The sequence below is a fragment of the Granulicella sp. S190 genome (assembly GCF_009766095.1).
In the GTDB taxonomy this organism is placed as follows: Bacteria; Acidobacteriota; Terriglobia; order Terriglobales; family Acidobacteriaceae; genus Edaphobacter.
Genome location: NZ_LMUD01000008.1, coordinates 81,947 through 94,295, shown reverse-complemented (window position 1 = coordinate 94,295; position 12,349 = coordinate 81,947). Strand labels below are relative to the sequence as shown.

Here is a 12,349-nt window from a genome sequence, read left to right as displayed (position 1 = left end):
GGGAATCTGCGATAGTAGTAGGTGCGTTGTATGTACAGAGAAACGGGACTCGTGAATTCACCACCACCCTCAGGGCAGGACGACATCGTCCTACTTGGACTTGTGCAGAGGGGGGACGAGTACGCCATGGCGGCGCTATTTGATCGCTATTCAAAGGTTGTGTACTCGGTGGCCCTACGGGTCCTTCGAGACCCCTCCTCGGCTGAGGACGTCCTCCAGGAAATATTCATGCAGATCTGGCGTAACCCTGATGGTTTTGTAGCGACTCGCGGTAGCCTGGGCGGATGGCTCGCTGTAGTCTCCAGAAATCGATCCATTGACGCGCTTCGCAGGAAGCGGCCGATGGAGTCGGTCGATGACATGGCATTGGCCTCAAACTACAACCTTGCCAATGAAGCCGAACGCAACAGTTTGATGGAGAAGGCACGCGCCGTCATCCACCTGCTGCCGGTAGAACAGCGGAAGACGCTGGAGATGGCGTTTTTCGATGGGTTGACACACTCCGAGATCGCGGAGATGACAGGCGACCCGCTAGGTACTGTCAAGACAAGAATCCGCAGCGCTCTGACTTCGCTGAGAAAGGCGTTCCCAGCATGAGCGAACCGCGGCGTATCACATCCGAAGATCTGGCGTTGTTTGCCATGCAGCTTCTTCCACAGAAAGAGATGGCAGAGATTGCTGCCTATGTGGAGCAGTCACCGGACGCTCTCCGTGAGTTGGCGGAGATTCAAGGAGATCTTGCAATCTATGCCCACACGGTGGAGTTGCAATCGCCCTCAGTACAGTCTCGCGAACGCCTGATGAAGCAGGTAGGACGCGAAAAGAAAGCGATTCCGATCGATCGTACGGCAGACGCAGTCGTTTCCAGTCGAGCCGATTCGACCTCAACCCCTGCTGGGGATGGATTAGGACGCGGCTCGGGTAGCATCTACTCGACCGAAGAAGAGTTGCCGAAGCGGGGAGCTGCGAGCAAGGTATTGCCATGGATCGGCTGGGCGGTTGCTGCCGGTTTGGCTGTCACTACCGGCGACCTCTATAGAGAGCGCGAGATGTTGCGTGGAGCGGTCACCGACCAGGTTAGCAAGATTGACCACCTGACGGCAGATGCAGCAGCAGCGCACCAGATTGTGGATGCAATAACTGATAGTTCAGCGACTCGCGTGACCCTGAACGTGAAGGGAGCGCCACCTGCCGTTCCGCAAGGTAGAGCGACCTACGTAGCGAGCAAAGGGACGTTGATCTTCCTGGCAACCAACTTAGAACCGCTGCAGCCATCCAAAACCTATGAGCTTTGGTTGATTCCGGCAGCTACCGGACAGAATCCGATCCCGGCTGGTACGTTCCGTCCGGACAGCCGCGGAAACGCGAGCGTGATCCTGCCACCGTTGCCAAAAGGTGTCGAAGCAAAGGCGTTTGGTGTGACAGTAGAGGATGAAGGCGGCGCAACGACACCTACCCTGCCGATCATCCTGGTAGGAGCTTCAGCAGGAGAGTAAACCGGGCCCTATATGCAAATAAAGAAGCCATCCTTTCAGGATGGCTTTCTTATTTGAATTTGGAACAATCGCCGATCACGCTATTTTACTTAGGGTTGAGTTACGCGGACTGACACGCCTGCACCCTGTAACGGAGCGGTAGTGTCTACGGCATCTGTATCGGTTCGGATAATGGTCATGAAATTGGTATCCCCTGAGGTGACGTATACCTTGCCGGTGGGAGTGCCGCTGGTGACTGCGATGTAGTTCGGGTGGCCGTTTGCGAACGGTGTTGCTGCATCGACGTTGATGCTGAGAGGAAGGGGAATAGTTGCGATGACGGTGTTGCTGTCCAGGTTGATTACCGAGACCGTGCAAGTAGTGGTACTGGCTGTGACGGCTACACCCGGAGCTGCGCAAGGCAGGCTTATGTCGCCCTTATTAACCACGTATGCACGGCTGTTAGTGGTGTCTTGAAGCACGCCAACCATGATGGGGTTTACTCCAACTGGAATATTGGCTATGACATTGCCGAAGCCGAGAGCGTCGACTGGGTTATTGAGATCGCAGTTTGGATTTCCGACCTGGGTTGTAGCCGAGCAGAGGGGAATGCTGATAACGCTGAGAGACCCTGGAGTCACGCCATCGCCTGAGTTGACGACAACCATCTCATTGCGAAGTGGCGCGAAGTCCGCCCACAGCGGCGACGTCCCGACCTTGATGGGATTCGTGGATCCCGCGGGAACCGTATCCAGCGTATTGGTCTGGGCGTTAATCACCGAGACGGTACCATCTCCTTGATTCAGGATGAAGGCACGTTTGCCGTCGGCAGTCATGACGCCGTAGACAGGGTTGACGCCAACCGGAATGGCCGTGGGATCGAGCGTGTTGCTGGTCGTTTCGATGGTATTGACCCGGCCGGGAGAACCAACTGGGTTGCTTTGACTGATCGCGTAGACGCGAGGGGCGTTGGGGACGCCGACGGTATAAATGGGTTTGAACGTCGGATCGATTCCAAACTGCTGCTGAAGGACCAGCGGAGAACCGGTGAACTGCGAGACAACATTCAAGCCGGGATCTGTGACGTAGGTGTTGATTCCTTCGGGAAAGATCGCGACGGGATTAGCATTTGGGAGAAGTGTGGTCTGGAGAATCTGGCTGGTAAGCAAGCCGGTAAAGATGCTGAAGGTGGTAAGGGTGTGATCGCTGTTGAGCGTGAAGCCAGTACTGGCGGCGGTGGTGGTACTGCCGTTCAGGATGAGGTAGTAAGGATTCACGCCCACGTTAGCCGTAATCAGAACCGTATCTCCGCCGAAGTCCACAAAGGTCAGCAAGCCTGGGGTTGCATTTGCAGCCGTGCCGGTGCTTGAGATCGCTACAGCAAACTTCTGCGGCTGCGCAGCCGGACCAACAGGATTGATAGCGCTGATGACAGGGCGGTAGTTGTTACCGCAACCGCTGATCGCTGCGACAACGACCGCTACCATTGCGAGGCTAAGTGTTGACCGGAGGGTCTGAACTGCAGACCGAACGGGGCGCCGATGCGGCCGCAACTGAGTGGTTCTTTTTACTTCGATACTTGCTAAGTGCAAAACTGCTCCCGCGCTGGTGCTGGTGTTGGCTATGCTCAAGGTTCGATTGTAAATCACGGAGAGGTGAGAGGCTGAATGGAAGGGGAAATACAAGTGGTGGAGGGTTACAGAGGCTCGAAGAAGTCCATCCCGGAGGTGCGAGACCGGTTGCAGTCAAGAGTATTAGTTCTTGTGCTGGTGCCGTTCTTGTTATTTGGTGCGGTTTCGGTCACGATCCGGAGTGCTGCCGCCTCGGCATCTCCTTTTCAGCCACTCGTGTTGCCTGTGCTGTTTAGCTTCGGCCTGGCGGCGCTGGCCTGGCGGACACGCTCGTCGACCCTCGCTGCCGCCGGCACCGGCCTGGCGGCATGCATGATTCTGTCTCAGGCTCCGATGGGCTTGACTGGGCTCGGCGGTACGCCGTTAGCAAGGCCCGCGCTTATGCCTTTGATTGCTTTGTCGTTGCTTGCATTCGGAGCGACACGGTTTGGGCGTACCGCAAAGGAAAGACGTGGACTTGCGGAGCATCGAAGTGGGAGGCAAGCTTCGCAGATCCTCGCGAACATCGGGGTAGCTGCGTTTTGCGCCTGGATGGGCTGGTATGCCGGGTGCATTGCAGCACTAGCGGAGGCCGCGGCGGACACAGTGTCATCGGAGATCGGACAGGCCGTTGGTGGCAAGGCATGGCTTATCACGACATTTCGTCGTGTGCTGCCGGGAAAAGACGGTGGAGTCAGCTTGGCCGGGAGTGTTGCTGGAGTCGCGGCAGTGGGCGTAGTGGTCGGCGCGGGTTCTCTGCATCACGCACTCGGGTCAGATCCGGCCCTAGTGTTTACTGCAGCCTGCGTTGGACTTTTGTTCGATAGTTTCCTGGGGGCAACAGTAGAGGAGCGCGGTTGGCTGGGAAACGACCTGGTCAACTTTAGTTCGACATTGTTGGCGGCGACGTTGCCGTATGTGTGGATTGCGCGGAGCAGATGACTACCTAGACGTCGGACTTACCCTCAAGCCAACTGTGCAGGAAGCTGACGTTTACGTTGAGGCGAAGGGCTGTGTAGCTAATGATCTCGTGTACGTAGCGCATCGTGAGATCGTAGTTGCTGATATGGCCAAGGGCGGGTCGTGGCGAGGTGTATACGTCGAGACCGGCGTCTACGCAGAGCTGGCGAATGCGAAAGAGATGGGTGCCGTCGGAGACGACGACGATGTGGTGGAGATTGTTCTCGCGGGCAATGGCGGCGAGCCGGTGAACCTGCTGCTCAGTATCGATGGAGCGGGTCTCGGCGATGATGTTAGCGAAGGGAATGCCGTTGGCGAGGAGATAGTCGCGACCTACTCCACCCTCGGTGTTGCCGGAGTCCTTGTCGCTGCCGCCGCCGAGGGTGATGACGAGCGGGGCGATCTGTTTGCGGTAGAGCTCGACGGCGTGGTCGAGGCGGGCGTGAAGGACGGGGGATGGGTGGCCGGAGTATTCGGCTGCTCCGAAGACGGCAATGGCGTCGGCGGGCTGTGCGTTGTCCTGACTGGCGATGGTGTCGATCTGCACGTAGACCCAGATGCACCAACCAGTGACGAGGATGAGAAGCAGAGCGAGCAGGCGGCGTAGGAGGCCACCGCTGCTGGTGCTTCGGCTGCGCAGATTGGATTGAGCGATCATGTTTTTCCAGAGAGCGAGCGAAGACCCAAGACTATGCCAGATGGTTCAACTTTTGCATCGAGCTAGTCTACAGGGTCAGACCTGAGATGCTCGACGCAAAAGTTGTAGGCGGGTTTGGGCTGAAGGCAGACCGCTAGTGCTGAAGGGCGAGGGCTATCTCGTGGGTGGGGATGGCACCTTCTCGGAGGATCATCCAGGAGTTCCCGCCACCGGAGAGATCGACGATGGTGGTCGCGGTAGTGCGAGCTGTGGGGCCTCCGTCGACGATGAGGGGAATCTTGTCGCCGAGTTGCTCGCGGACACCGGTGGCATAGGCGCACTCGGGGTGGCCGGCGAGGTTTGCGGAGGTGGCAGTGATGGGCAAGCCCAGGCGTGAGACGACGGCGCGAGGAATTGCTGCTTCAGGGACGCGGAGGGCAAGATTCCCGGTGTTGGCGGTGACACGAAGGGGTAGCTTGGAGCCGGCTTTGACGACGATTGTCAGGGGGCCTGGCCAGAACTTTTCGGCGAGGCGGTCGAAGGCTGAGTCGAGCTGGCGGGCAAGCTCATACGCCTGGGCTACCTCGGCGATGAGCAGCGAGAGCGGTTTGTGGCGAGCGCGGGCCTTAAGGTCGTAGATGCGATCGACGGCCTGTAGATTAACCGGGTCGACGGCGAGTCCGTAGAAGGTGTCCGTGGGCAGAGCGACGACGTTGCCGCTGTTCAAACTGGCAACAACGTAGTCAATGAGTGCTGGTTCGGGCTCGTCGGGATGAATACGAAGTGTTTCGGCCGTCAAATCTTGCTCCTGTGCCGCTGAGTCGGTCCCGCATGGCCCGGACACTGCGCGGGATGCATCAGTCTCGCTCCTTAGCATACCGCCTCTTTGGGTTGAATGACAGCAGGGGCCGGCCGATAGGGGGACGGCGTAAGATTTGGGGAGATGCAGACTTCGGATACAGTGGTTTCGAGTAGGGCAAATGCGCGAGTAAAGCAGCTGCGGGCTGCTTTTCAGGGCCATGCGCGGTTGAGTGGGGGAATGGTTGCGATCGAAGGCGATCACCTGCTGGAAGAGGCGCTGCGCAGCGGGATGGTTTTGAAGAGCGTCTTTGTGAGCGAGCGACGGCCAGTGCCACGCATGGTCCCAAGAGGCGTGGAAATCCTGCATCTCACCGATGAGGTCTTTGCGAGTGTGGTGGAGACGCAGTCGCCCCAGGGAGTGGCTGCGCTGATGGTGCCTCCGGTGAGAACGCTGGAGGATGTGTTTGAGACGGTAGCTGCTCCCTTGATTTTAATTGCGGCGGGTTTGCAGGATCCGGGGAATCTGGGCACGCTGGTTCGGTCGGCGGAGGCATTTGGGGCTGCTGGCGTGCTGACGACGCAGGGCACTGTGAGCGCCTGGAACCAGAAGGTTCTGCGGGCCAGTGCGGGAAGCGTGTTTCGCGTACCGGTGGTTGGTGGTACAGCTACTGAAATCGAGGGATTGAAGAGGCGTGGAGTTCGTTTGATTGCTGCTGTCGGAGCAGATGATTTTGGTGTCGTGCTGGCGCAGGAGATGGATTTTACGGTGGGCTGCGCGGTGATGATTGGGAACGAAGGAAGTGGGCTGACAGCAGAGTGGATGGAGATGTGCGATGCGCGGGTGACGATTCCCTGCCCTGGGCCGGTGGAGAGTTTGAATGCGGCTGTGGCGGGGTCTTTGTTGTTGTATGAGGCCAGTCGGCAACGAGCAAATGCGGCGGTGGCGCGATGAGTTTGTTTGACACTAGTCCGATCAGTGCTGCTGCGTCTCATGGCAGACAGGCTCCGCTAGCGGAGAGAATGCGGCCGCACACGCTCGCGGAGTATGTCGGACAAGAGCATCTGCTGGGGCCGGGTAAACCGCTGCGGTTGGCGATTGAGGGAGATGATCCGACTTCGATGATCTTCTGGGGACCGCCGGGGACTGGGAAGACTACACTCGCGAAGATTATTGCGCAGATGACGCAGGCTAGCTTTATCGAGTTTTCCGCTGTGATGAGCGGGATCAAAGAGATCAAGAATGTGATGGTGGAGGCGGAGAAGGCTGCGAGTTTCGGTTCGCGGACGATTCTGTTTGTGGATGAGATTCACCGGTTCAATAAGGCACAGCAGGATGCGTTTCTGCCTTATGTAGAGCGTGGGACGATCCGGTTGATAGGGGCTACGACGGAGAATCCTTCGTTTGAGATTAATGCTGCGCTGCTGTCGCGATGCAGAGTGTATACGCTGGTGGCGTTGACGGAAGAGCAGGTGGTTGGGCTGCTGCAGCGAGCGTTGACGGATGTTGAGCGTGGGTTGGGAACGAGCGGCGTTGAGGCGGATGAGGAGGCGTTGGCTACGATTGCTTCGTACTCGAGCGGGGATGCTCGGAATGCGTTAAATGCGCTGGATGTAGCGGCGAAGCTTGCGGAGGGTCGTGGGGAGAAGCTGATTACGAAGCCGCTCGCCGCGGAGGCGATGCAGCGGCGAGTGTTGCTATATGACAAAAAGGGGGAGCAGCACTACGACATCATCTCTGCGCTGCATAAAAGTGTGAGGAACTCTGATCCGGATGCGGCGATGTACTGGCTCGGACGGATGCTGGAGGCTGGCGAAGATCCGATGTACTGTGCACGGAGGATCGTTCGGATGGCGATAGAAGATATTGGGCTGGCTGCACCGGAGGCTTTGAATCTCTGTTTGAGTGCTCGGGATGCGATGCACTTTCTGGGGCATCCGGAGGGTGAACTGGCGCTGGCGCAGGCGGTGGTTTATCTTGCGCTGGCCCCTAAGTCGAATGCAGTTTATACTGCATACGGTGCGGTGAAGGCGGATATTGAAGCGACGGCCGCGGAGCCGGTGCCGTTGCATCTGCGGAATGCGCCGACGAAGCTGATGAAGTCGCTGGACTACGGCAAGGAGTATCAGTACGCGCATGATGTAGAGGGGCGCGTGGCGGATATGGAATGTCTGCCGAAGGGATTGGCGGGGCGGCAGTACTACCATCCAACGAATGAGGGACGGGAGAAGCTGCTGGCCCAGCGGATGGAAGAGATTGCCCGGATCAAGGCAGAAAAACGGAAGTAGCCTAAACGAGGGTGAGTAGGTTAGCGTCGCGCCAGATGCGCCACTGGCCGTCGGGGCCGCGGCGAAGTGCAGTGAGAACGTTGCCGGCGTGTTTGCGGGTTTCGCCATCCTCTACGCGGGTGATGGAGACTTCGAGGAGATTCCAGCAGAGGGCGAGGTCGCCGCTGACGGTGATCTCCTGAACATTGGAGCGGCAGGTGAGGTCCATGATTACAGCCATGGCGGAGAAGGCTTCGGCGAACTGCTTGCGGCGCATGGGCGCGTTGCCGGAGGTGAGGAAGACGACGTCCTCGGTCATGAGTTGCATTAGGGCGGTGAGGTCTCCGGCTTCGGAGGCTTCGCCCCAGGCGCTGATGAGGTCGCGGATCTTTTGTTCTTCGGATTTTGCAGGATCAGACGTCAGGGCTTTACGTCCTTTTCGAGGGCAGTGAGGACGATGTCCTTGGTGAGGAGCTCCGGGAGAACGTCGGCAGATGAGTTTTTCGTCGCAGGATAGATGACGTAGGTGGGAACGCCGCTGCGATTGACCGAGGCGAGCTGCTTGGTGATCTCTGAATCGTACTGAGTCCAGTCCGCTTTGAGCAGGGTGACGTTGTTTTTGCTGAACTGATGCTGGACGTCGGCGGACTTGAGGACTGCGCGCTCATTCACCTGGCAGCTGAGGCACCAGGCGGCGGTGAAGTCGATGAAGACTGGATGGCCTGCGGCGCGGGCCTGGTCGAGAGCTTGCTGCGAGTAAGGAGCCCAGACAAGACTTGTGTCTTTAGGTTGGTAGAGCGGAATCGCTATGCCAAGGGCGGCGATGACCAGCGCGGCGATGGCGCTCTTCCAGCTTGCAGGCCATTTGCCCAGTGCCCATCCTGCGATGGCGAGAGCGAGGAAGCACCAGAGGAGACGAGTGAGGTTATCGACGCCCTGGCCGTTGCCGCCGTGGAGGTTTCCATAGACCCACGCAAGCCAGATGGCGGTGCCGAAGAGAGGCACAGCGGTGAGCTGCTTGAGGATCTCCATCCAGGCTCCGGGACGGGGAAGGATGCGGGTCCATGCTGGTTGGAAGCTGAGGAGAAGATACGGAGTCGCAAGGCCTAGTCCCAGAGCAGTGAACACCGCGAAGGTGACCCCTGCGGGCTGGGCGAGGGCGAAGCCGATGGCAGCACCCATGAGCGGTGCGGTGCAGGGGGTGGCGACGATAGTTGCAAGAACGCCGGTGAAGAAGCTGCCAGCGTAACCCTGCTTCTGCGCGAGTCCACCGCCTACGCTGGTGAGCGAAAGGCCAAGGTCAAACTGACCTGCCAGCGAAAGCGCAAAGAAGAACAGGCCTGCGGCGAGAATCGCGATGAAGGTTGGAGACTGAAGCTGGAAGCCCCATCCAGCCTGGCTGCCAGTGGCGCGAAGACCTAGAAGGACCCCTACGATGATCCAGAAGGAGACCAGGATGCCGAGAGTGTAGACGAGGCCGTGGCTGCGAAGGCGGCTGCGCTCTTCGCCCGAGGACTGCACGAGCGCCAAACCCTTGAGGAATAGAACCGGGAAGACACACGGCATCAGGTTGAGGATGATGCCTCCGACGAAGGCCAGGCCGATGGCACCGAGCGTCGTCACGCTGCTGGTAGCAGGAGCGCCGGGGACTTTGCTGCCGGGTGCTGCTGCGACTTCGCCGGGCGTGACTGGAGCGGTCACGTCATAGGCTTCGGTGTCGGAGAGCTTGAGGACTCCGTGGAGTTGCGTCGGGAGGGTCTTGAGATCTTCGGAGCGTCGGACACGGAGGCGAACACCGTCAGAGGTTGGCTCGATCTGCTGCGGCGCAGCGTTGGCGATCTGGTCCTGGTCCGACGGATAGAACTCGGCGTTGGTCTCGCGGCCGCCGGTGATGAGGTTGAGGACGAAATCGGCCTTGCCGCCCGTGACGGTGAGTTTAGCGTCGGCGGGAAGCGGCTTGGGAATGAGGGTGAGGGCTTCGCCGATGGCACCGACTGGCTGTGCCGGTGCGGCTCCGGGGACAACGTTGAGGTTGAGACCGAGATGAGCCTTGCCAGGAATGCAGACTTCGCGGCAGACGAGCCAGCTTACTTTGGCATCGAGGTGGATGGGACCGGGCTTCAGAGAGCTGGCAGCCGTGATCTGAACGGGGAATGCGACTTCGTCTTCATAGCCGAAGTCCATGAGCGGACCGAGAGGGAGACGGCTCGGGATGGGGAATAACATGGGACCGGCGGTAACGCCTTCGGGCAAGGTCCAGGTTATTTTTGGCGGCTCACCGGAGTCGCCGGCGTTGATCCAGTAGACATGCCAGTGCTCTTCGAGGGTGAGAACGAGACCAACCTGCAGGGTTCCCCCGGGGGCAATGCTCGGTGAGAGGGAGACGAGCTCTGCGGTGAGGTGCTGAGCTTTGACGGGACCGGGGCCACCGTCGCCGACGACCTGAAGCTGGGCGTGCGCGGGCGTAAGAAGCAAGGAGGCGCAAGCGAGGAGCAGGAAGGCGGAGAGTTTTCGAACGTTATTCATTCAGTCTCAATTGTAGGTCTTGCGGAGAGGTGTTTGTCATTGGGGCGTAAGGTTGCGGTGTTCGACCATGATGCAGCGATCCATCACGACGTTGATTCCGGCAGCCTCAGCGCGAGCGGCGGCTTCAAGATTGACGATTCCCTGCTGAACCCAGAGGTTGGGGTGACCGAGTTGAATCATCTCCTCCACAATGGCGGGGATGAACTTCGGAAGACGGAAGACGTCGACAATGTCGGGCTTGATCGGAAGCTCTGAGAGTGACGCGTATGACTTTTCGCCAAGGACCTCTGGGAGGGAGGGGTTGACGGGGTAGAGTTTATAGCCGTGCTGTTGCATGTATGCCGAAACATAATGGCTTGGCTTGGCTGGATCGTCGGAGAGACCAATGACAGCGATGGTGCGTGGGCTTTCTTTGGTCGTGACGCCTAACATATTGCGGATGATCTCAGGTCCGTGCATTGGTTCAGAGGCCTCAGGAAACCTACTTGTGCCATGCGTCTAAGAGGCGGCGAAGGATGACGAGTTCGCCGAGATGATAGGCGTTGTGGTCGGCGACTAGAAGAGCTTCGCGGAGGAGGTTTTGCCCGTCGCCCCAGCGAAAGGGTTTGAAGAGGTCGGAGTCTGGGTTTGCGATGAGGGCTTCGATGTGTTCTGCATCCGAGCGAATAGCGGCAATGCACTGCTCCCAGGAGTCGGAGGAGGGAGGCTGAGGAGACTTGGGCCAGTAGTCATCGGGCCACTTGATGCCGTGGTAACCGCCGGTGGGAGGCGCGGAGAAGTTGAGAATGTCGCGCTGAGTAATGCGGAGATGCTCGAGGATCTGCCACGCGGAGTAGGGGAGATTGGAGGGAACGGCGCTGCGGTGTTCTGGGGCGAAATCTCTGACGGCTTCGTCGAAGGTGACGTGGGCTTGCCCGCCACGCAGAAGGGCTATCAGCTGCTTGCGCAGAGGTGCTTGTTCGTCAGTTGTCTGCTTCTTGTCTGCGGACTTGGCGCTCATATTTTGGTTATGCCTCCATAGTTCCACTTGTTTGGATGCGATGGAAGCCGCAGGGTTACATTGACTTGCGGGCGATTACTACTTTGAGTGGTGGAAAGGTGGTGACGAGGCTGCCGCGCTTCATTTCGACTGCCAGGCCAGCTTCGCTGAACGCTTTGGCGTACTCGCCTGTGAGTTTGTAGTCGGAGATCAGGGCGATGCCGCCGGGCTTGAGGATACGGATGATCTGCTGAAGGGCCTGGCGGCGCGTGGGTTGGTCGTAGATGTTGTGGATGCAGAGGTTGGAGACGACGACGTCAAAGCTCGCGTCGAGAAAGGGCATGGTTTGGGCTGGTTGGCTGAGCAGGGTGCAGTAGTCGGAGATGCCTTCGAGGTCCAGATTGCGCTGGGTCGCGGCGGCGGAGTTGCCGCCCATGTCGACGTTGGACCAGACGTCGATGCCGGTGGCGTGGCCGGTGCCTGAGAGCGCAGCGATACGTTTGGCTGCGCCTGCGAGCAGAAGGCCGCGCCCGCAGCCTACGTCGAGAACCTGCTCATCACCGCGCCAGTTGCGGAGATTCAGCATGAAGTCGCGATGGCGGAACTTGCCGACTTTGACGTAGAGAAGGAAGAGGAAACCTTCGCCGATGAGGAATGCTGCGGGCCAGTAGAAGCTGCGGGCGTTGAGTTCGACGGGGCCGAGGTGAAGGATGTGCCGGGAGAAGATGGCCAGGAGCAGGCAGGCGGAGCCGATGAGAAAGAAGTTGCGCATGACGGCGGGTGCGTCGACGCCGTAGTCGGGGTTGGGAGTTGGTTTCATCGTCAGGTTGCTCCTGTGCAGTGCGTATGAGAGTACTGCATTCAGGATGCTCGTTTGGAATGGCTGGTAGTAGTGGCTGACGTCAGGTGGAATGGGTGATATTTGTCATAGTTTTTTATTTTGCGATGGATTTGCAGTTTTGCAGGGGTTTTTAGTGAAAAGGCGTGTTTTGTCGTGGTGTTTTGGTGGTGTGGGTGTGGTGGTTTGTGTGGCTGAGCGTGGCGGTTAGCAACGTATTTTTGAGGCGCAAAAAATACGCCACGGTTTTCGTATTTA

General features: G+C 58.8%; 13 protein-coding genes. 5 read left to right on the top strand and 8 right to left on the bottom strand.

Annotation, left to right across the window (positions count from 1 at the left end):
- Nucleotides 1–30 precede the first annotated feature (30 nt).
- Both GSQ94_RS03560 and GSQ94_RS03555 read left to right on the top strand, forming a co-directional pair.
- The gene (locus GSQ94_RS03560; protein WP_158941939.1) at nucleotides 31–597 is read left to right on the top strand and encodes an RNA polymerase sigma factor; all 567 of its coding nucleotides are present in this window, start codon (nucleotides 31–33) and stop codon (nucleotides 595–597) included.
- The gene (locus GSQ94_RS03555; protein ID WP_158941938.1) at nucleotides 594–1,496 is read left to right on the top strand and encodes an anti-sigma factor; all 903 of its coding nucleotides are present in this window, start codon (nucleotides 594–596) and stop codon (nucleotides 1,494–1,496) included. Before GSQ94_RS03560 ends, GSQ94_RS03555 begins: the two co-directional genes overlap by 4 nt.
- A gap of 89 nt (nucleotides 1,497–1,585) precedes the next feature.
- Here the strand turns inward: GSQ94_RS03555 and GSQ94_RS03550 are convergent, their stop codons facing one another.
- Nucleotides 1,586–2,962 (bottom strand): YncE family protein, encoded by a 1,377-nt coding sequence (locus GSQ94_RS03550; protein WP_158941937.1) that lies wholly within the window; start codon nucleotides 2,960–2,962, stop codon nucleotides 1,586–1,588.
- A 180-nt stretch (nucleotides 2,963–3,142) separates the two neighbouring features.
- Between GSQ94_RS03550 and GSQ94_RS03545 the strand changes: the two genes are divergently transcribed.
- On the top strand, nucleotides 3,143–4,027 hold the full coding sequence (locus GSQ94_RS03545; RefSeq protein WP_158941936.1) for a DUF92 domain-containing protein: 885 nt from the start codon (nucleotides 3,143–3,145) through the stop codon (nucleotides 4,025–4,027).
- 4 nt (nucleotides 4,028–4,031) lie between these two features.
- Here the strand turns inward: GSQ94_RS03545 and GSQ94_RS03540 are convergent, their stop codons facing one another.
- Both GSQ94_RS03540 and GSQ94_RS03535 read right to left on the bottom strand, forming a co-directional pair.
- Complete coding sequence (locus GSQ94_RS03540) at nucleotides 4,032–4,703, bottom strand: YdcF family protein (protein ID WP_158941935.1); 672 nt, start codon at nucleotides 4,701–4,703, stop codon at nucleotides 4,032–4,034.
- Between the two features lie 133 nt (nucleotides 4,704–4,836).
- Nucleotides 4,837–5,481 (bottom strand): L-threonylcarbamoyladenylate synthase, encoded by a 645-nt coding sequence (locus GSQ94_RS03535; protein WP_158941934.1) that lies wholly within the window; start codon nucleotides 5,479–5,481, stop codon nucleotides 4,837–4,839.
- Between the two features lie 144 nt (nucleotides 5,482–5,625).
- On the opposite strand from GSQ94_RS03535, the gene GSQ94_RS03530 reads away from it, so the two are divergent.
- Both GSQ94_RS03530 and GSQ94_RS03525 read left to right on the top strand, forming a co-directional pair.
- Entirely contained in the window at nucleotides 5,626–6,435 is an 810-nt protein-coding gene (locus GSQ94_RS03530; protein ID WP_254063613.1) for an RNA methyltransferase, read from the top strand.
- Nucleotides 6,432–7,769, top strand: a complete 1,338-nt coding sequence (locus GSQ94_RS03525) for a replication-associated recombination protein A (protein WP_158941933.1) — start codon at nucleotides 6,432–6,434, stop codon at nucleotides 7,767–7,769. The genes GSQ94_RS03530 and GSQ94_RS03525 overlap by 4 nt, the downstream gene beginning before the upstream one ends.
- Nucleotide 7,770: 1 nt before the next feature.
- Here GSQ94_RS03525 and GSQ94_RS03520 read toward each other — a convergent pair whose 3' ends face one another.
- The 5 genes from GSQ94_RS03520 to GSQ94_RS03500 are packed head-to-tail and all read right to left on the bottom strand — an operon-like array spanning nucleotide 7,771 to nucleotide 12,073.
- Complete coding sequence (locus GSQ94_RS03520; RefSeq protein WP_256369959.1) at nucleotides 7,771–8,136, bottom strand: SgcJ/EcaC family oxidoreductase; 366 nt, start codon at nucleotides 8,134–8,136, stop codon at nucleotides 7,771–7,773.
- Nucleotides 8,137–8,168: 32 nt separating this feature from the next.
- The gene (locus tag GSQ94_RS03515; protein WP_158941932.1) at nucleotides 8,169–10,274 is read right to left on the bottom strand and encodes a protein-disulfide reductase DsbD; all 2,106 of its coding nucleotides are present in this window, start codon (nucleotides 10,272–10,274) and stop codon (nucleotides 8,169–8,171) included.
- A gap of 36 nt (nucleotides 10,275–10,310) precedes the next feature.
- Complete coding sequence (locus GSQ94_RS03510; protein WP_158941931.1) at nucleotides 10,311–10,733, bottom strand: CoA-binding protein; 423 nt, start codon at nucleotides 10,731–10,733, stop codon at nucleotides 10,311–10,313.
- A gap of 22 nt (nucleotides 10,734–10,755) precedes the next feature.
- Nucleotides 10,756–11,274 carry a DinB family protein gene (locus tag GSQ94_RS03505; protein WP_158941930.1) on the bottom strand — a complete coding sequence of 173 codons (519 nt, stop codon included), beginning with the start codon at nucleotides 11,272–11,274 and terminating at the stop codon, nucleotides 10,756–10,758.
- A gap of 55 nt (nucleotides 11,275–11,329) precedes the next feature.
- Entirely contained in the window at nucleotides 11,330–12,073 is a 744-nt protein-coding gene (locus tag GSQ94_RS03500) for a class I SAM-dependent methyltransferase (RefSeq protein ID WP_158941929.1), read from the bottom strand.
- Between the last annotated feature and the right edge of the window lie 276 nt (nucleotides 12,074–12,349).